Consider the following 18883-nt stretch of genomic DNA (forward strand, 5'->3'; position numbering starts at 1 on the left):
TATTGGATGTATATTCCCCTTCTGACGGCCGCAATCTAAGCTTTGATAAAGGGGTTGAACTTCATGAGTAAATCACAGGACCAGCCTAAAGGAAATCTCGCTTGGTGGCAGCTCTCCTTAATCGGCGTCGGCTGCACAATCGGGACGGGCTTTTTTCTCGGGTCCAGCATCGCTATTGTCAAAAGCGGATATTCCGCGCTGATCTCATTTCTTATTGCCGGGCTTGGCACCTATTTTGTCTTTGAGCAGCTCGCGAAGCTTTCGGCTAAACAGCCCGAAAAGGGGTCTTTTTGCGCTTATGCGAGAAAGGCTTTCGGCACTTGGGCCGGTTTCAGCAACGGATGGGTGTACTGGTCGTCCGAGATGCTGATCACGGGAAGCCAGCTGACAGCGATCTCGCTGTTTACGAAGCATTGGTTTCCGAATGTGCCGCTGTGGATTTTCGCCTCCATCTATGCGGTGCTCGGTCTTTTGATTATATTTACGGGGCTGTCCGTTTTTCAAAAAACGGAAAATGTGCTCGCTGTTGTCAAGACGGCGGCGATTGTTATGTTTATCGTCATCGCCATATTGGCGCTGTGCGGTATATTTTCTCATAAACCGGATGTGCAGGTGCCGAACGAATCAAAGGATTTGTTCCCGCACGGAGCGATGGGGTTATGGACGGGATTGATTTATGCGTTTTACGCCTTCGGAGGAATTGAAGTCTTGGGGCTGATGACCGTGCATTTGAAAAAGCCGGAGGAAGCCTCAAAATCAGGCCGGCTGATGCTTGCCGTTCTTGCGGTGATTTACGTCATTTCTCTCGGCCTGGCGCTGCTGTTAGTGCCGCTGGGCAAATTCACCGAACAGGACAGCCCGTTTATTACATCGCTGAAGGGTTTTCATTTAGATATCATTCTTGATATTTTTAACGGGATTTTTATTATTGCGGGATTTTCCACGCTCGTCGCCTCGCTGTTTGCGGTGACGACATTGCTTTGTACAATGGCTGATGACGGAGATGCGCCGAAATGCTTCAGATTAAAGGAAAACAAAAAAATCTGCTGGCCCGCGCTCGGATTGACGTTTGCCGGACTCATCGTCTCCATCATCCTGTCATTGGTGCTGCCGAAAAACATATATGAACACATGACAACCGCGGCGGGCCTCATGCTTCTTTATACGTGGCTGTTCATTTTGTTCTCGGGCAAGAAACTGCTTGAAACGACAAAGATGGGAACCGTACAGATTGTTATCGCCCTTGTGCTGATTGTCGCGGCCGTCTCCGGGACGCTGTTTGAGAAATCGAGCCGGCCCGGTTTTCTGGTCAGCCTTTGTTTTCTCGCCGTCATTGCGATCGTGACATGGATCGTACAAAAAAAGCAGGGACACAGCCCTGCCGGATCATAGCTTATTTCGTCGGTTTAAACAGTCTCTTCAAATAAGAAAAGGGACACTTTGACACTTGGGTCTCATCATCACGGAGGAAATATTGCTTCCATTCTAAATTGTCTTTTCCTCCGTACCACCCCAATCGGGGATGAAGAGGGGCTTCATCATACGCCTCTAAGCGTTTTCTGATCAGCCGGCTCATGTTTCGTCCGAACGCGGTTGAATCATTTAATCCTTCGAAAACCCATCTCGGCTGAAACGCCAGCATAAAAAACGGGAAGCTTCTGCTTTGTCTCGCTTCATGCGCAGGCGTCGCGCACAGAATAAAATACGGTTCGCCGTCAAAGCAGAACTCCCATTTATAATGTTCAGGGTCTTCCGGCATGTCTTCCGGCCAGTCTTTCGGGTCGCAGCCGCTCAGCCGGTTTAAAAAAGACCAGAACAGCTCTTCATACGCCTCAACGGAATAATGCTCAGCTAAATCCTCACGCGTATCAAAAATCACAAGCAGCGACGCGTATCTTCCGGTATTCCTTGAGATCTTTCCGTACTCTGACAGCAGCATCCCCACTTCCTCCGGGGTTCCCTCTTCGCGGGGATCACCCGCAAAGGATATCCGGAGCTGATCTGTCAAAAATCCCTGACGTCCGGGAATGCACGGAAACGTATCCGCTTTATCGCCTACTTTTTCTGATAGAAGCTCAAAAGCGATTCTCTGCCAATTTGGCAGATCCAACAACTTTTCCTCAAGGCAACTTTTTGTGTACAGCCCGCTTGCCATCGGCCCACCTCCAGTATCGTCATGATACGTTATGACGGAGATAGGCGATGGGTGACTCTTCTATTTATGAGATGAGCATTTGAATCCCCTGCCATCCGAAATAAAACCCGAAAACGATCAAAGACACACCCGCCGCTCCCGTCAGCCAGCGGAGCGCTTTTTCATGAAGGAGATTTCTGAAAGTGCTCGCGGCGACCGCCATGCAGAAATCCCAGATCAAAATGCCGAGAAGAATGCCGGAGCTGTAAATCAAAAGCTGATTTGCATCGAAGGATTCAGCGGTTTTGGCGAGAATGCTCCCGTATATGCCGAGCCAGAATAAAATGCTCAGCGGATTGGAAAGAGAAATAAAAAATCCCGCGCCGAATGTTTTGTAAAAAGCCGGTTTTCCTTTTCCGCTTCTGACATTCATGGCTTCCCTGATATTTTTTAACGTTTCGACTCCCGTGTAGGTCAGCACGAAAAAACCGAAGAGCCACAAAAACGTTTTTACAAAAGGAGCGGTCAAAAATTGAGACAGCCCGAAATAGATCAGAATCATATACAGCCCGTCCGCGGCCATAGCGCCGAGACCGAAAATCCATGCATGCCAAAAGCCATTTTTGATGCCTTTGTCAATTTGCGCCGCATTGACCGGTCCGACAGGTGCTGACAATGACAGCCCGAGAACGATGTAGCTTAAAAAGATGTTCATTGGCTTCCCCCTCATTCATGCAACTTGTACAAGTTATTCATGAATGGGCCGTGCTATGCAAAAAACAACGCCTATAGTTTCGAATTTTCATGAGTATTTAAATATTTATCCAGTATAACTTAATAACAGTTGTCTTAAGACCCTTGTATATATATAATATTACCCATCAAGTTAGCTACTAAAGTTATGAACTAAAATTTTCGAGGAGTTTTAATGATGTTAAATGAATACGTAAACCTAGACAATGACATAACCATTATATTTTGTGAGCATAAAAAGTCTGGTGAGCAAAAAGAAATATACATAGATACACACGACCTCCCACAAGTTTCTAGCATTGAAGGTAGATGGAGCCTTAGCAGGGACAAAAGAGGTTTTTATTTCGTTACGACGTTTAGTAATGGTAAGCAGTTAAACTTAAAACGTTTTATACTTGGACTATATGAAAAAACAACTAATAACACTCAACAAGTAACATTTATTTCAGATAACTTCCTAGACTATAGGAGATGTAACCTTTTCTTAGCAAATAACTCCAAAGAGTTAAACACAAAAGAAACAAAAATAAAGCTTAAAAAACTGGCAAAAAAAATACCTGTTATTGATAAGAGCGGTACACCAGCTCCAAAGAATAATTCCAAAATATTTTTTACAACTAGAGAAATCAGCGAAAAAATAGGTACAGACCAATGGAATATTAGAAAATGGGCAAAGGTACATAATATTGTACCTAAAAAAAATAAAGCAGGACAATTATTATTCACGAAAGAACAATTTGATTTATTTGCGAAACTTAAAAACACAAGCAAAAGGTTAAATTCTCAAGAACAACCTGATACTAAATCACACAACAAACACAATGAAACTTATGATATCTTTCACAGTATAACCAACAAACAGGTTGTCGCTATTAATCAGAATACAGGAATGTCTGATTATACGTTCAAAGACATCAATGAATTCAATTTACTAAGAAAAATTTTCAAAAGTATCAATTGAATAAAAATATTAAGAAGCCTAATAGAAAATTTCTGTTAGGCCTTCTTTGATTAGTAATTTATTTTAATTTCTCAAGCTCGTCTTCCATCATGTCCGTCGCTTTTCCTAAAAAATCGAATATCAGCCGCAGTTCTTCTTCTTTATATTGCCGGCAAAGGCTGATCGTGGACTGGGATAAGGAGCTGAACAATTGCTTCACATTCGCTTTTCCTGCTGTCAGCGGCACGATGATCACACGCCGTTTGTCTTCGGGGTCTTTTTTCCTCATGACATATCCCGCTTTTTCGAGCCGGTCAATGAGCGCCGTTACCGAACCTGTGCTGAGGCCGGTTTTTTTCCCGAGCTCGCCTGCGGTCATCGGGCCTGCTTCATTTAAGATATCAGCTGATTTCAAATCGGTCGGAAACAGACCGAGAGATTGAGCGGCCGCCTGATGAAAAAGGATCGTCCTTGTGGCCATCTTCCGGAATAACTGTATGGCGGTTTCCTCCGTCTCGCTTCTGGTATTTCTTGTTGACAACTGACAGGCCTCCCTATAAAATCAATTTATCTTGACGATCAAGATAATTTTCGGCAAATCTAATATGATCATAGCAAATTTAATGATCAAAAGTAAGTATGGGAGGAAAAAAGCATGGAACAAACAGCCGCGAAGGACGCCTCGACGAAGTTTGTCGTCATCGGACTTTTGCTGGGCATTTTAATGTCGGCTATGGATAATACAATCGTTGCCACTGCGATGGGAAATATCGTGGCGGACCTCGGAAGTTTCGATAAGTTCGCGTGGGTGACGGCATCATACATGGTAGCCGTTATGGCCGGTATGCCGATTTACGGAAAACTGTCCGATATGTACGGACGCAAACGTTTCTTTTTATTCGGTCTTATTCTTTTCTTAATCGGATCTGCATTATGCGGAATCGCCCAAACAATGGATCAGCTCATTATTTACCGCGTCATTCAGGGAATCGGCGGAGGCGCGCTGATGCCGATCGCCTTCACGATCATTTTTGATTTATTTCCGCCGGAAAAACGCGGAAAAATGTCGGGCATGTTCGGTGCCGTTTTCGGCCTGTCCAGCGTTCTCGGGCCGCTTTTAGGCGCGCTCATTACCGACTCCATCAGCTGGCACTGGGTGTTTTACATCAACGTGCCGATCGGTATTTTATCATTGTTTTTCATTCTTCGTTACTATAAAGAATCCCTTGAACACAAGAAGCAGAAAATCGACTGGGCCGGCGCGATTACGCTGGTGGTTTCCATTGTCGGTCTGATGTTCGCCCTTGAGCTCGGCGGAAAAACGTATGATTGGAACTCCGTGCAGATCATCGGTCTGTTCGCTGTGTTCGCCATGTTCTTTATCGCCTTTTTTATCGTGGAAAGAAAAGCGGAAGAACCCATTATCTCATTTTGGATGTTTAAAAACCGTTTATTTGCCACGGCACAGATTCTGGCGTTCCTTTACGGAGCCACGTTCGTCATTTTAGCGGTGTTTATCCCGATCTTCGTTCAGGCTGTGTACGGAAGCACCGCGACAAGCGCGGGCTTTATTTTGACGCCGATGATGATCGGTTCTGTTATCGGAAGTATGATCGGCGGAATTTTCCAGACGAAAGTGCGGTTCCGCAATTTAATGCTGATTTCCGTGGTCGCTTTCTTTATCGGAATGCTGCTGCTTTCCAATATGACACCGGATACAGCGCGTACGATGCTGACGGTATTCATGCTGATCTCAGGATTCGGCGTCGGCTTCAACTTCTCACTGCTGCCTGCTGCGTCCATGAACGATCTGGAGCCGCGTTACCGCGGAAGCGCCAACTCAACAAACTCGTTTTTGAGATCATTCGGTATGACGCTCGGTGTGACGATTTTCGGAACCATCCAGACGAATGTGTTTACCAACAAGCTCACAGATTCATTCAGCGGCATGAAAGGAGCGGGCGGCGCGATGCAGAACATCGGAAATCCGCAGGACATTTTCCAGGCCGGCACGCGCGCTCATATTCCGCCGCACATTCTGGATCGCATTATTGACGCCATGTCGCAAAGCATCACATATGTATTTACGCTTGCGCTGGCGCCGATCGTCATTGCGGCCGTTACCATTTTGTTTATGGGAAAAGCGAGAGTAAAAACCTCTCAGGAAATGGCGAAAAAAGCGAATTAAAAAAAGCAGTACATGGCGTTTGTCATGTACTGCTTTTTTGTTTACTCTGCGAAATGCGGAGCGAGAATATCTTTCAGCACGTTTGCGCTGCGGCTGAATTGAGCCTGTTCTGTTTCATTCAGCTCAAGTTCCGTCACGCCTGCGATGCCGTTCCGATTGACGACGGCCGGAACGCCGATAAAGACGTCGTTTACACCGTATTGGCCGTCCAGATATGTGCTGACGGTTAAAATACTGTTTTCATTACGCAAAATCGCTTTTGTGATGCGGGCGAGGCTCATCGCCACTCCGTAATATGTCGCGCCTTTTTTCTCGATAATATGGTAGGCCGCGTTTTTCACATCGTCAACGATCTGATCCAGCTCGTCCTGTTTGTAAGCTGCATTTTTCTCCAGCAATTGCTGTACCGGCACTCCGCCGATATTGGCGTGACTCCATACAGGAAGCTCGGTATCGCCGTGCTCACCGATAATGTGGGCGTGTACGTTTTGCGGAGCGGCGCCGAAGTATTCACTCAGCATATAACGGAATCGCGCAGAATCCAGTGTCGTGCCGCTGCCGATGACGCGTTCTTTCGGAAGGCCGCTGAATGTCCATGTCGCATAAGTGAGAATGTCGACCGGGTTTGTGGCAACGAGGAAGATGCCGTCAAATCCGCTTGCCATTACTTCACCGACAATGTTTTTAAAAATGGCGAGATTTTTTTCGACCAGCTCAAGTCTCGTTTCGCCCGGTTTTTGATTGGCTCCGGCACAGATGCACACGATATCGGCATCCTTGCAATCCTCATATGTGCCGTAAGACGTTTTGACCGGATGAGGCGCAAATGCCTTTCCGTGATTTAAATCCATGACATCGCCCATGGCTTTTTCTCTATTTACATCAATGATCACAAGCTCATCTGTGATCCCTTGGTTAATTAACGCAAATGCATAACTGCTTCCAACAAAACCTGCTCCGATTAATGCTACTTTGTTCACTCGTTCGTTCATCATGTATGCTCATCCTCCAGTGTTTCGTGGTGTCTGTTTTTAACTTGTGAAGTATTTCACATATATATTGTGCAACACTTCACAAACTTTTGCAAGAGAAAAGTTTGATTTTTGGACAAAAAAATATCGGTGATGGTTTCCAGATTGTTGACAACATCCTAAAACGGAACCGTTTTAGGATGTTGTCATCTTTTCAGCGTGATTGAAGACGTGCTGTCCCTTTCCTAATCGAAGCAAGGGTTTGATGTAATGATAGCCCTATCCATTAATGCGGAAGATAACCGTTTAAACCGGAGTTGTTATACAAACCATTCTGCACATAATCAAATCCGGGCTGGTTCTGTCCGGGCACTTGGGCGCTGCCATTGTTAAAAATCACTTTGGCATTAGCCGTATCCGCATTCGCAGGCAGCGTCAGCGTGTAAATTCCATTTGCATTCTTAGTCATTGCTTTCCCCGGCCACGATCCGGTTAATTCTATGGCCCTGCCTCCATCATGTTTGTAAATATAAGCATTTACCTGGCCCCAATGATCCGGATTTTGATAGCCAATGATGTTGGTTTGGGCCGGGTCTTTTTTGACAAACGTGTATTCTTGGGTTCTCTCTGCACCCTCGCCGTTCGTTCCGGTTAACTTGATGTTGTATGTCGTGCCGATTGGATCTCCTTTCCCGATCGTTAATCGGTCTCCATCCTTAAATGCTGTCTGCTGCCCATTATTGATTTGGTAAACGGCTTTTGTTGTTTTCGCATTTGCACGCAGGGTGACTGTCAGCTGATCATTGAAAGAATGGACTGCCCCCGTTTGGTAATTCTCAAGAAAGACCTGAGGCGCATTTCCAATATCATCAGAATAAAGAACAGCCGCGGATCTGGCATTGATCGTACCTGTCAGTTTGCCGTTCGCTACTTGAAATGAACCGGCGCCGGCCCTATTATCATACCTGCCGTCAGGCAATTTCGTTGAAGTATTGACGGTGACAGAAGACGATCCCGCATTAGCCAGCACAACGCCTTTTGAGCCGCGCTGATTCATAAATATTTGATTGTTCCCATTCGGATTCGAGAGTTCCTCAGGCTGCCCGACCATTACATTGTGAAATTGATTGACCGCGGTGATCGCCTGATCTTTAAATAAGGCGCTCCCGCGATCTCCTATTTGACTTTTTCCGGGAAATCTTACACCATTTCCTCCGCCCTCAGGTCTAGAAAAGAAAAGAGGCGTGCTTCCTGAGCGGGAACCAATCACTGCCCAGCCTAAACGAATATCGTCATCACTCATCCATGTGGACTCTTCCTCATCATTGGCATACGTATCATGTGATTCCACCCATGTGACCAACTTGTCCGCAGACACGTCAGATGCATAATGGGAGATATTCGACACACTCAGATTACGGTTCTTTAAAGCGGATCTGATGGAATGCCCATAGTTAGAAGCCGTCACATTCATATAATTCGCATAAGCAGTATCTCTAGAAGCGCTGTCTTGCAGGATTTCTCCGTATTGGAACTCCGCCGATGTATTTGTGATATTCGGCCAAAATCGGCTGCCGTAATTCCCATCATCCGGAAGCTCTATATGCTTGGCGGCATCATAGCGGAACCCGTCTGCTCCGTCATTCAATGCTCTTTCCAAGAAACGTTTCAGATAGGCCTGCACCTCAGTATTCTGTGTATTCCAATCATACAGCCCAAGCAATGAATTTTGAGTGACGTCCCACCTGTCCGACCAATTTTTAATTTGTGTGTTTCCATGGGTCCAGTTTGGAATACGCTTAATCTCGTCAGAAATCGCGGCGTAATCGCTGGTGGTATGATTGATAACCGCATCGACAATGACTTTTACGCCATACTTTTCCGCGGCTGCACACATGTCCTTAAATTCTTGTTCAGTGCCTAAGTAACGGTTGCCGATTTGGTACGATGTCGGCTGATACAGCCAGTACCAGTTCCTCATGCTTTTATCTCCTTGGTTCCCTTCCTTTACTTGGTTAATCGGAGACGTCTGAATAGCTGCATAGCCCGCATCACGAATATCTTTCATATTTTGTGTTAACGTATTGAACGACCAATTCCAGGCATGAAGGATGGTCCCGTTTTTGACCGATGACGCGGCCGCCTCATTCGATTTGTTTGCAGTTTCAGCGTTTGCAGCCGCCGGGCCTGACAAAACCAAATGAAACAGCAATAAAAATCCGGCGAATAACGGCAGTAAAGAGGTTTTGAATCGTTTTTCAAACATTTTTGACACTCCTTATTTCATTTTTGAAGACTGACTGCGGAGTCAAAAATTCCTCTTACTCTTTCTTCAGCTCCTTTCAACTGTTGTGAAGACTGGAGAATTCTGTTAACGCTTACATTTCAACTTATCACACTCTCTCTATCAAAGCAACGTGACAGAGTGAATTCAAATCTATATTCCTATCAATTAAAAAGACTTCCCGCTTTCAAACAAAAAAAGAAACCACCTGTCAGGATGATTTCTTTTTTATTTCTTTTATCGCTCTTCTGTAAGACAGCTTCACAATGACATACCGAAGCAAAAACAGAACGCCTCCGCAGACGATAAAAAGAAAGATCATTTTCAGCCAAGCAAAGAATGTATGGGGAAACCCCCTGTCGTACATCGTAAGCGCCGCCACCGCAAAAGTGACCGCAATTGAATCTATCCGCTGCTGCTTCACCCGCTTTTTCAGTTCTTCTTTGGTGTCTATTCTCGGCATGAGCATTCCCGACGCTCCCGCCCTGATGCAATAATAAACAATTATAATGAAGAAAACCGCCAAGCTTCCGGCCCATTCCCTAAATGGACAGTTCAGAACAAGTCCGCGTACGATGATGTCAAGCAAAGACAGTGTGCCCACAAGCATTCCGACTTCTGACCAAATCATTCGTTCTTTCTCTTTCACACTCTCACTCTTTCCATTCACGTTTGAAAGTCCGTTCCGACGCTGATTCATGACTTCCTCCCGTACTATTAAGAATGGCTTACAACTCCCATTATATCTTGCCGATTCATAATGATAAACCGAAATATCATTGACAAAATGTTTAATAAGGACCCCAATTGATCAGGACGCCTATGCAGATAAACACGAGGCCGATGACAAACCAAATCAGCGCCAGCGGAATCATGAAGCGAAGCCACTTTACGTACGGAATGCCGCTGGCAGCCAGTACGGCCATCAGCACGCCGGAAGTCGGATTGACACAGTTTACGACGCCTTCTCCGAGCATGACCGCTTCAACCGCGACCTGTCTCGTGATGCCCATCAGATCGGCAAGCGGCGCCAAGATCGGAATAAATACGACCGCCTCCCCTGAGCCCGATGATATCAGAAAATGAAGCAGGGCGCTGGAAATATACATTCCGATTGCGCCTGCCATCGGGCTGAAACCGTGCAGCAGTGACGCAAGTCCATTGACTACCGTATCAAGCAGCTTTCCGTGTTCCAGAATAACGGAAATGCTTCTCGCCATTCCGACGATCAGCGCGCCGTAAACGAGGCCCTGACAGCCTGTAATAAACGTTTTTGCGATATCATTTGCCGCCATTCCCGCAATCAGGCCTGACACGATTGAGATAAAAATGAACACGGCGGCCATCTCTGAATCAGACCAGCCAAGAGTAAGCGCGCCGTATAAAAAGCCGGCAAGCGACAAAGCCGCGACAGCCAGAATCAATTTATGGCGGACGGTAAACGGGACATGCTTGTCCTCTGGATCGGAAGCCTGCGGGAGTGAACCTGCCGCCGGAAACCAATCGTTCCCCAGCAGACTGGCGTCCTTTGCTTTTCTGAGTTTTCTCGTATACCGATAAATATATAAAATAGATGATAACAGAAAACAAATGTAGACGGCAATCCGCAGGCCGATACCGGAAAACAGCGGCAGCTCCGCGATGCTTTGTGATAACCCGAGCGGTGAAGGTGATAAAATCGTCGCGTTAAACCCCGCATAGCAGCCGATATAAATGACGGCCGCTCCGGCCACGGCGTCCCATTTCAGCGAACGGGCGACGATCAGGCCGATCGGAATAAAACCGATCACGGAATTAACGACGATGCCGGTTGTGCCGAGGATCGAAAATAGAGATCCGACAATCGCAATAAACAGCAGCTGTTTTGTGCGGAACGTACTGATGACATTACTGATCAATCCATTGATGGCGCCCGTTTTCTCCAAAATCGCAATGGTGCCGCCCGTAAACAGGATTAAAAAAATAATCGGCGCGGAACTTGTCATCCCTTCCTGAATCGCGGTAAAAAAAGCGATCGGGCTGACAGGAGACTGGTCTAAAGAATGATAACTTCCCGGGACGGCGGACGTCACACTGCCCTTTGTCACCCTGTCAAATTCCCCCGCGGGAACGATGTACGATGCTATCGCGCATAGTAAAGCGACAATGAACAGCAGCACATAAGCATCAGGCATCACAAACAATTTCTTCTTTTTCAATACAGGTTCGGCCTTCGGCACAGCCATAACATCACCATCCCGCTTTAAATTTATAAACTATTCAGAAAATACAGATATGTGCTATATTATATACAGACCGATTGCCTGTTTTCAATATCAAAAAATAAAAACAGACAGCTTTTGAAGGAGGACTTACGGCATGAACAGACTCACAGAGCATGAAAAGCAAGTCATTATGGACATTTTTGACCACCTGCACGCCAATCCCGAAGTAAGCTGGAAAGAATATCAAACAACTGAATATCTGACTGAAAAACTGAAAGAGGCCGGCTGCCGAATCCGTACGTTTGATGATTGCACCGGTGTTGTCGGCGAAATCGGAGAAGGCTCGCCCGTTGTGGCTGTCCGGGCGGATATTGACGCGCTGTGGCAGGAAGTGGACGGTGTCTTTCAGGCGAACCATTCATGCGGACATGATTCACATATGACGATGGCGCTCGGCACGATGATGCTTTTAAAGAGTCAGCCGAAGCTTCCGAAGGGCACCATCCGCTTTATTTTTCAGCCGGCTGAAGAAAAAGGCGGCGGAGCGCTGAAAATGATTGAAAAAGGCGTACTGGATGATGTTGACTTCTTATACGGCGTGCACGTGCGCCCCGTACAGGAAACGGCAAACGGCCGATGCGCACCGTCCATCCTGCATGGCTCAAGCCAACATATAGAAGGCCTGATTATCGGAGAAGAAGCCCACGGCGCGAGACCGCATCTCGGGCTTAACAGTATCGAAATCGCCGCTCTTCTCGTCCAAAAACTCAGCTTCATTCATCTTGATCCCGGCATCCCGCATTCCGTGAAGATGACAAAGCTTCAGGCAGGCGGAGAAAGTTCCAATATCATTCCGGGAAAAGCATCGTTCAGCCTTGATCTCCGCGCACAAACCAATGCCGCCATGGAGAAATTAACCGCCGAAACCGAAAGAGCCTGTGAGGCGGCGGCTGCCGCATTCGGCGCAAAAATCGAACTGCAAAAAGAACACAGCCTCCCGGCAGCCGAGCGAAACAAGGAGGCGGAAGCCATCATGGCATCTGCGATCAGCAGCATTCTCGGAGAAGAACATGTGGATGAACCTCTTGTGACAACCGGAGGAGAGGATTTTCACTTTTACGGGTTAAAGGTTCCGAACTTGAAAACGACGATGCTCGGCCTAGGGTGCGGCCTGGAGCCTGGACTTCACCATCCCCAAATGACATTTGACCGAAGCGCCATCTTTACTGGCGCTGAGATATTAACGGCCGCCGTCCTCAAATCGTTTGAAGCATAAAAAAAAGCAGCCCGTTACAGGGCTGCTTTTCCTCATTACTTCTTAAGATCTTCAATTGAATTGACGTTTTTCATATACTGAGGAACGACCAGACCCATCTTGACGCCTGTCAGACTCGTTCCTACATCTTCATATTTGCCTTTATATTTAGACGCATATGCCTTATGGGTATTCGGAAGCCAAGCAGACAATGACGCATCCGCGCTGCCTGTCGCAATCGCAGTCCACATCGGTCCTGCCTCCACTTGCGTCAGCTTCACGTCATAGCCGAGGTCTTGAAATACTTTTCCGATTACATTCGTACTTGCGATTTCACTGTCCCATGCCACATAAGCCAGGTTGATTTTATCCCCTTTGACTTTATGGGCGCCTTTTGTCCATTGAGCCACTTGGTCTTTATGTTTTTTCACATATTCAGCAGCGGCTTTGGCCGGCTTTTCGCCTTCCTCAACGGCAATCATGACTTCTCCCATATCGTCCTGCGTCCATTTGAACTGGCTGAGAACTTTGGCCGCGTTAGGCTGTTCCTTACTGAAGCCGGTTCTTGTAATCGTATGAATCTGCTCGGCAGTTCCGTACGTTTTTTTCGGATCATCAAGGAACTTCAGCTTGTATCTGGAGAACATCCAGTGCGGCGTCCAGCCCGTTACGATGATCGGCTTTTTCCGGTCATATGACTTCTTCAATGTCGCCGTCATGGCGGCACTTGACGCCGTGACGACATTCCAGTCTTTCAATCCGTAATCCTTCACGGCCTCATCCGTCAGGGCCATGATCCCCGATCCCGGATCGATACCGATAATGGTTTTGTTCACCTGGTCCGCAGCCGTTGCCTTACCATCAGTCTGCGAACCGCAGGCAGCCAAAGAAAGAGCCAGCGCAGCGGTAACGCCGACACCGATGATTTTCTTAAGCATCAGGCATTCCCCCTGCTCTTCTTCTTCACTTTAATGTTTTGCGTGATACGGTCGAGTGTAATCGCTACGATAACGATCGCAATACCCGCTTCTACTCCGACACCGGTTTTCAACTGTGTCACGGCGCTGTATACTTCAGAACCGAGGCCCGGCGCACCGACCATGGCCGCGATAACGACCATTGACAAAGCAAGCATGATGCTTTGGTTAATACCGGCAAGAATTGTTTTTGTGGCAAGCGGAAGCTGCACCTTGAACAGACGCTGAGACGTCGTTGAACCGAATGCTTCCGTCGCTTCAATCAGATCAGCCGGAACCTGTTTAATACCGAGAACCGTCATGCGGATCGTCGGAGGCATCGCGAAAATAACAGATGCCACAACGCCTGGCACAACCCCGATATTAAAGAAGAAAATGGCAGGCAGCAGGTATACGAAAGCCGGCATGGTCTGCATTAAATCCAGAATCGGTGTGACAATGCGGCGGACCGTTTCTTTCTGAGACGCCCATATGCCGATCGGAACCCCGATAATAATGGAAATCAAAACAGATGTGACGACAAGCGCCAACGTTTGCAGCATCGGCGACCAATAACCCAAATAATCAATAACAAGGAATCCGATTAACGTAAAGAGTGCAATTCCTCTCGTACTGATCCACCAAGCGAGAGCTGCAAAAATAACAGTCAATAAAATAGACGGGATGAAACCCAAACCGCTCACAATCGCGTTTACGAAAGCGGCCAAACCGTTTGAGATTCCGTCAAAGAAACCTCCGAACGTCATGGTAAGCCAGTCAACAAACCGGTCAACGATATCTGCTAACGGAATTCTAGGCAATCTGTCCATTTACTTCACCCCCTGAACAGAAGAATCCTGAGCTTGTTCAGCAGAATCTTCAACATTTATATAATCGTTATTTCCTGAAAGCGCGCCGATTAATGCGCCTTTTACGACAATGCCTCTCATGCGGTCCTTATCGTCCGTGACGGCGATCGGAATATTCGCATCAGACACGACATCGAAAATTTCCGTCAAGTATGTGCTTTCATGCACAGTCGTAAATTCAGTATTTAAAATATCCTGAAGCGATAAGTCGGATTCCACCGCTTTTTTCGCATCCGCCGCGTGAATGACACCGAGAAGCTGTTTCTGTTTATCAACGGCGTAAATAGAAGAAATACCGAGATTCTTCATGAGCTGCAGCGCTACACGAGGCCCTTTGTCAATCCGCACGGTTTCAGCGCGCTTCATGATGTGGCCCGCTGTCAGAACTTTGGATAAGTCAACGTCCTCAACGAATTTCTCAACGTATTCATTGGACGGGCTCATCAGAATTTCTTCAGGCGTCCCGATCTGAACGATGTTACCGTCTTTCATCAGCACGATTCTGTCACCGATGCGCAATGCTTCATCAAGATCATGCGTGATGAAGATGATCGTCTTGCCGACAGAGTCATGAAGGTCTAAAAGCTCATCCTGCATGTCTTTGCGGATCAGCGGATCAAGCGCACTGAAAGCTTCATCCATCAGAAGAATGTCAGGATCATTCGTCAATGCGCGGGCAAGTCCGACACGCTGCTGCATTCCTCCGCTAAGCTGATCAGGGAATTGGTGTTCAAAGCCTTCAAGACCGACAAGTTTAAGCGAATCAAGCGCTTTTTGCTCACGCTCTTTTTTGTCGACGCCTTGGAGCTCCAACCCGTATTCCGTATTTTCAAGAATCGTTCTGTGCGGAAACAGCGCAAATTTTTGAAAGACCATGCTGATTTTTTTCCGGCGCACTTCCCGGAGCTGGTCTTTTGACATATTTGTTATCATGTCACCATCAATATAAATATTCCCGGCAGTCGGTTCAATAAGCCGGTTTAACAGCCGAACTAAAGTTGATTTACCGCTCCCCGATAGACCCATGATGACAAATATCTCCCCATCATATACATCAAAGTTTGCTTGATTGACACCAACGGTTGATCCGGTCGCTTTCAGGATCTCTTTTTTGTTTTTTCCGCTGGACAGCATCTGAATGGCTTTTTTTGTCTGTTTTCCGAAAACCTTAGATACATTTTCGACTTTTATCTTAATTGGTTTCTCATCTACACTCATATTTTCCCTCCATATTAAGCAATCTTTATTAACGTAACATTTATGTAACATCCCCACAAACAGCATATTTCCTTTTATTCTGTACCATTTCTTTATAAACATCCCTGTGGCCGTTTGACCTTATTTATGCTTCTAAATACTCTGTTATACTCCTTTATGATTGTATTTTACAGGTGATATTTCGCTCACCTATAGTTGAAAGCGCTTTTAATGGAACTTAATTCCTCTCTTTTTTATAATTGTTATCCTTTACTGGAAAAATAAGTTGCTTTTCCACCTCCCATTATGTATTATAGTTTCATGACTATGAAACAATCAGATGATCAAATCAGAGCCCAAATCTTTAAAGCACTGTCTGATGAATCGAGGCTTGCCATTATTCGTACGCTTTATTACAGCGGAAAAGAACTCAGCTGCGGTGAAGTAGGTGAAAAATGCGATATTGTCAAAACCACAGCATCCTATCATTTTAAAACGCTGCGGGAAGCGGGATTAACGGCAACCCGGAAAAATTCACGGACAAAATACGTCCGCCTGCGGGAAGACACATTTCAAACATACCTGCCCGGCTTTTTGGAAACCCTTTAACAAAGGGTTTTCTCTATACATATCTGTTTCATAGTTTCAAAATTATAAAACTATAGGAGTGATAACATTTGAATCGTATTTGGCTTTTCTTCAGTGTGATGTTTGTCATTGGCACGGATACTTTTTTACTTTCTCCGCTTCTCCCGCTTTTACAGAATCAGTTTCATGTCTCTACCGATTTGTCAGGTTGGATGGTCAGTGCTTATGCACTCGGTTATGCGCTATTCGCTTTCATTGCGGGTCCGATCTCAGACAGGCTTAACAGGAAAACAGTCATGCTGTGGGGACTTGCAGGCTTTATTGTATCCACGTTTTTATGCGGCATCGCACCCTCTTTTGCCGCCATGTGCCTGTTCCGTTTTGCCGCAGGCGTTAGCGCTGCGTTTGTGACGCCTCAAATTTGGGCGTCCATCCCTATCCTCGTCCAGCCTTCTCAGGTCATGAAAAGCATGGGGATTGCGACAGCGGGATTGGCCGCTTCACAAATGCTCGGACTGCCGATCGGAGGGTTTTTCGCTTCCTTTACATGGCATACTCCCTTTTTCGTTTTGTCAGCGTGCTCGCTTATTCTTCTATTGATCCTGGCAGCTGTTATGCCTGATATTCGACCTTCTGAACAAACAGCGCGCACGTCAATTGCCGCTCCATATCGGGAGCTGTTTTCGCTGCCGAAGACAGTGGTTATTTTGCTTGCCTATTTCCTCTTTCAAACCGGAAATTTCGCGTCGTTCAGCTTTCTCGGCACTTGGCTTTCTGCGGATTATCATTTAACCGTGTCGCAAATTGGCGCCGCTATGCTTGTACTCGGACTGGGAAATATGCTCGGAAGCCTGATCGGCAGCCGGATTTCAGAAAAGCTGGGCATGTTTAAAACATTGATCGGCGGCATGCTGCTGATGGGCGCTTTCTATTTCGCTCTTCCTTTCTTGCCTAACTTATTTTTTGTAGAAACAAGCTTTTTTCTCACGTTCTTTACAGCTGGCATCATCTTTCCGTTAATGATGGGTGTCTTTCAAGCCATTTCACCGAATGCGCGAGGAACTATCGCTTCCCTTTCCAATGCCGCTATGTATGCAGGTACCACTGTCGGCACATGTGCTGCAGGTTTTTTATATCAAAGCGCACACCATTTCGGAGCCGTCACAGGATTTACAGCCATTCTATTCATCCTGTCTATGACGCTCTACCAGACAACCGGGAATCGCCAACCCTCAGCCCGGGCGCACATGTAAAAAAAGCACCTCAATCGCGAGGTGCTTTCCTTATTCAAGCTCAGTTTGTTTTGTTTCTTTCCCCATAATCAAAATACAAGCAACCGCGAGTAAGATGGCAATGCAAAAGATTGAAAAGATGACCGAAAACGAAATATGACGGGCTGCCAGGGTTCCGACGAGCAAAGGCCCGAAGATGCCGCCGATTCTTCCAAACGCTGCTGTCGTTCCTGAACCTGTTGCTCGAATCGCAGTCGGGTATTGCTCCGGGGTATAAGCATACAGCACGCCCCACGCACCGAGATTGAAAAACGATAACAGCATGCCAGCCGTAAGGAGAAGACTTAAGGAATCCGCCGTTCCGAAGAAATAGGCGCTTCCTGCTGTACCAATCAAGTAAATGACGAGTATCCGCTTCCGGCCCGCTTTTTCAATCAGCCATGCGGCAGAGAAATAGCCAGGTAGCTGAGCAAGCGTCATCAGCAGGACATATTCAAAGCTTTGAATCATGCTGAAGCCTTTCAGCAGCATGACACTCGGGAGCCATAGGAACATGCCGTAATAAGAAAACACCACACAGAACCAAACGATCGACAGCATCACGGTCGGCCGTATATACTGTCTTGCCCAGACGCTTTTTACATTCTCCCACACCGACCTCTTTCTGGCAGAAAGCGATTCATATTTCGGCGAATCAGGCAGACTCGTCCGCAGGTACAGCGCATAAAAAGCAGTCAGCGCAGTTAACAGAAGGGCAGCCTGCCAGCCGAAGCTTGGTATCACAAAGTAAGAAATCAAGGCCGCTGCGAGCCAGCCAATGGCCCAAAAGCTTTCCAAAAGCACAATCACTCTGCCCCGCTTTTCAGGCACAACCGCTTCCGAAACGAGTGTTGAAGCAACTGGGAGCTCTCCGCCAAGCCCCATCCCGATGACAAAACGAAGAATGAGAAATGCTGATAAGCTCGTTACAAAAGCGGAAATACCGCTTCCGATGGAAAAGCACAAAAGGGTAATGATAAACACTTTTTTGCGGCCGATTCGATCAGCCAGTAAACCAAACAAAAACGCACCCGCTGCCATACCTATGGAATTGACGCTTCCGATCCATTTCATTTGATCGGGTGTTAAATTCCAATCAGTGTGTAGCGCGGCGATAATAAACGATAAAATTCCGACATCCATCGCATCAAACAGCCAGCCCATTCCGGCAATCGCCAGAAGTTTTCGCGGAGTGACGGCAGGTTGTTTGTTCATAAGCAGCACCTCAAATCGAAAATGATTACCGTATAAGTTTACACCTGTCTTTACACAT

At 46.6% G+C, this 18883-nt stretch carries 17 protein-coding genes; 6 read left to right on the forward strand and 11 right to left on the reverse strand.

Translation table 11 applies throughout. The annotated features are described in order from the left end of the window. Nucleotides 1-63 precede the first annotated feature (63 nt). Nucleotides 64-1392 (forward strand): amino acid permease, encoded by a 1329-nt coding sequence (locus tag MJQ52_RS09895; protein ID WP_003156623.1) that lies wholly within the window; start codon nt 64-66, stop codon nt 1390-1392. A gap of 1 nt (nt 1393) precedes the next feature. Here MJQ52_RS09895 and MJQ52_RS09900 read toward each other — a convergent pair whose 3' ends face one another. Together MJQ52_RS09900 and MJQ52_RS09905 are read right to left on the reverse strand one after the other, a co-directional pair. Beyond that, nucleotides 1394-2155, reverse strand: a complete 762-nt coding sequence (locus MJQ52_RS09900) for a YqcI/YcgG family protein (protein ID WP_094247253.1) — start codon at nt 2153-2155, stop codon at nt 1394-1396. A gap of 64 nt (nt 2156-2219) precedes the next feature. Then, entirely contained in the window at nt 2220-2849 is a 630-nt protein-coding gene (locus tag MJQ52_RS09905) for a LysE family translocator (protein ID WP_007409057.1), read from the reverse strand. Between the two features lie 216 nt (nt 2850-3065). On the opposite strand from MJQ52_RS09905, the gene MJQ52_RS09910 reads away from it, so the two are divergent. Then, nucleotides 3066-3848 carry a MerR family transcriptional regulator gene (locus MJQ52_RS09910; RefSeq protein ID WP_094247254.1) on the forward strand — a complete coding sequence of 261 codons (783 nt, stop codon included), beginning with the start codon at nt 3066-3068 and terminating at the stop codon, nt 3846-3848. Nucleotides 3849-3906: 58 nt separating this feature from the next. Here MJQ52_RS09910 and MJQ52_RS09915 read toward each other — a convergent pair whose 3' ends face one another. After that, on the reverse strand, nt 3907-4368 hold the full coding sequence (locus MJQ52_RS09915) for a MarR family transcriptional regulator (RefSeq protein WP_003156626.1): 462 nt from the start codon (nt 4366-4368) through the stop codon (nt 3907-3909). Between the two features lie 114 nt (nt 4369-4482). On the opposite strand from MJQ52_RS09915, the gene MJQ52_RS09920 reads away from it, so the two are divergent. Next, nucleotides 4483-6015, forward strand: a complete 1533-nt coding sequence (locus tag MJQ52_RS09920; RefSeq protein WP_094247255.1) for an MDR family MFS transporter — start codon at nt 4483-4485, stop codon at nt 6013-6015. A 41-nt stretch (nt 6016-6056) separates the two neighbouring features. On the opposite strand, the gene MJQ52_RS09925 is transcribed toward MJQ52_RS09920, so the two are convergent. The 4 genes from MJQ52_RS09925 to MJQ52_RS09940 all read right to left on the reverse strand — a co-directional run bounded on the left by MJQ52_RS09925 (nt 6057) and on the right by MJQ52_RS09940 (nt 11495). Then, the gene (locus MJQ52_RS09925; RefSeq protein ID WP_094247256.1) at nt 6057-7010 is read right to left on the reverse strand and encodes an L-lactate dehydrogenase; all 954 of its coding nucleotides are present in this window, start codon (nt 7008-7010) and stop codon (nt 6057-6059) included. A 262-nt stretch (nt 7011-7272) separates the two neighbouring features. After that, nucleotides 7273-9252 carry an alpha-amylase gene (gene amyE, locus MJQ52_RS09930; protein ID WP_094247257.1) on the reverse strand — a complete coding sequence of 660 codons (1980 nt, stop codon included), beginning with the start codon at nt 9250-9252 and terminating at the stop codon, nt 7273-7275. Between the two features lie 229 nt (nt 9253-9481). Continuing rightward, complete coding sequence (locus MJQ52_RS09935; RefSeq protein WP_064107321.1) at nt 9482-9970, reverse strand: DUF6773 family protein; 489 nt, start codon at nt 9968-9970, stop codon at nt 9482-9484. Between the two features lie 91 nt (nt 9971-10061). Further along, complete coding sequence (locus tag MJQ52_RS09940) at nt 10062-11495, reverse strand: YfcC family protein (RefSeq protein ID WP_094247258.1); 1434 nt, start codon at nt 11493-11495, stop codon at nt 10062-10064. Between the two features lie 133 nt (nt 11496-11628). Here MJQ52_RS09940 and MJQ52_RS09945 point away from each other — a divergent pair, with 133 nt between their 5' ends. After that, on the forward strand, nt 11629-12750 hold the full coding sequence (locus MJQ52_RS09945) for a M20 peptidase aminoacylase family protein (protein WP_094247259.1): 1122 nt from the start codon (nt 11629-11631) through the stop codon (nt 12748-12750). A 35-nt stretch (nt 12751-12785) separates the two neighbouring features. Here the strand turns inward: MJQ52_RS09945 and MJQ52_RS09950 are convergent, their stop codons facing one another. From MJQ52_RS09950 to opuAA, 3 genes are read right to left on the reverse strand one after another with little or no spacing between them, the layout of a single operon-like run. After that, nucleotides 12786-13667: a glycine betaine ABC transporter substrate-binding protein gene (locus tag MJQ52_RS09950; protein ID WP_007409051.1), complete on the reverse strand. Its 882-nt coding sequence runs from the start codon at nt 13665-13667 to the stop codon at nt 12786-12788. Beyond that, complete coding sequence (gene opuAB / locus MJQ52_RS09955; protein WP_003156639.1) at nt 13667-14515, reverse strand: glycine/proline betaine ABC transporter permease subunit OpuAB; 849 nt, start codon at nt 14513-14515, stop codon at nt 13667-13669. The genes MJQ52_RS09950 and opuAB overlap by 1 nt, the downstream gene beginning before the upstream one ends. Beyond that, a complete protein-coding gene (opuAA, locus tag MJQ52_RS09960) occupies nt 14516-15772 on the reverse strand; it encodes a glycine/proline betaine ABC transporter ATP-binding protein OpuAA (protein WP_094247260.1) in 1257 nt (418 codons plus the stop codon). A gap of 285 nt (nt 15773-16057) precedes the next feature. Here opuAA and MJQ52_RS09965 point away from each other — a divergent pair, with 285 nt between their 5' ends. Both MJQ52_RS09965 and MJQ52_RS09970 read left to right on the forward strand, forming a co-directional pair. Beyond that, entirely contained in the window at nt 16058-16360 is a 303-nt protein-coding gene (locus MJQ52_RS09965) for an ArsR/SmtB family transcription factor (protein WP_094247261.1), read from the forward strand. A 68-nt stretch (nt 16361-16428) separates the two neighbouring features. Then, complete coding sequence (locus tag MJQ52_RS09970; protein WP_094247262.1) at nt 16429-17592, forward strand: MFS transporter; 1164 nt, start codon at nt 16429-16431, stop codon at nt 17590-17592. A gap of 30 nt (nt 17593-17622) precedes the next feature. Here MJQ52_RS09970 and niaP read toward each other — a convergent pair whose 3' ends face one another. After that, nucleotides 17623-18825 (reverse strand): niacin permease NiaP, encoded by a 1203-nt coding sequence (gene niaP / locus MJQ52_RS09975; protein ID WP_094247263.1) that lies wholly within the window; start codon nt 18823-18825, stop codon nt 17623-17625. Nucleotides 18826-18883: the final 58 nt, after the last annotated feature.

This window comes from Bacillus sp. jun7 (genome assembly GCF_051034795.1).
GTDB lineage: Bacteria > Bacillota > Bacilli > Bacillales > Bacillaceae > Bacillus > Bacillus velezensis.

Coding starts and splice junctions, on each gene's coding strand:
- MJQ52_RS09895 (WP_003156623.1), top strand. CDS start 64: ATGAGTAAATCACAGGACCAGCCTAAAGGAAATCTCGCTTGGTGGCAG.
- MJQ52_RS09900 (WP_094247253.1), bottom strand. CDS start 2,155: ATGGCAAGCGGGCTGTACACAAAAAGTTGCCTTGAGGAAAAGTTGTTG.
- MJQ52_RS09905 (WP_007409057.1), bottom strand. CDS start 2,849: ATGAACATCTTTTTAAGCTACATCGTTCTCGGGCTGTCATTGTCAGCA.
- MJQ52_RS09910 (WP_094247254.1), top strand. CDS start 3,066: ATGTTAAATGAATACGTAAACCTAGACAATGACATAACCATTATATTT.
- MJQ52_RS09920 (WP_094247255.1), top strand. CDS start 4,483: ATGGAACAAACAGCCGCGAAGGACGCCTCGACGAAGTTTGTCGTCATC.
- MJQ52_RS09925 (WP_094247256.1), bottom strand. CDS start 7,010: ATGATGAACGAACGAGTGAACAAAGTAGCATTAATCGGAGCAGGTTTT.
- amyE (WP_094247257.1), bottom strand. CDS start 9,252: ATGTTTGAAAAACGATTCAAAACCTCTTTACTGCCGTTATTCGCCGGA.
- MJQ52_RS09935 (WP_064107321.1), bottom strand. CDS start 9,970: ATGAATCAGCGTCGGAACGGACTTTCAAACGTGAATGGAAAGAGTGAG.
- MJQ52_RS09940 (WP_094247258.1), bottom strand. CDS start 11,495: ATGGCTGTGCCGAAGGCCGAACCTGTATTGAAAAAGAAGAAATTGTTT.
- MJQ52_RS09945 (WP_094247259.1), top strand. CDS start 11,629: ATGAACAGACTCACAGAGCATGAAAAGCAAGTCATTATGGACATTTTT.
- MJQ52_RS09950 (WP_007409051.1), bottom strand. CDS start 13,667: ATGCTTAAGAAAATCATCGGTGTCGGCGTTACCGCTGCGCTGGCTCTT.
- opuAB (WP_003156639.1), bottom strand. CDS start 14,515: ATGGACAGATTGCCTAGAATTCCGTTAGCAGATATCGTTGACCGGTTT.
- opuAA (WP_094247260.1), bottom strand. CDS start 15,772: ATGAGTGTAGATGAGAAACCAATTAAGATAAAAGTCGAAAATGTATCT.
- MJQ52_RS09965 (WP_094247261.1), top strand. CDS start 16,058: ATGTATTATAGTTTCATGACTATGAAACAATCAGATGATCAAATCAGA.
- niaP (WP_094247263.1), bottom strand. CDS start 18,825: ATGAACAAACAACCTGCCGTCACTCCGCGAAAACTTCTGGCGATTGCC.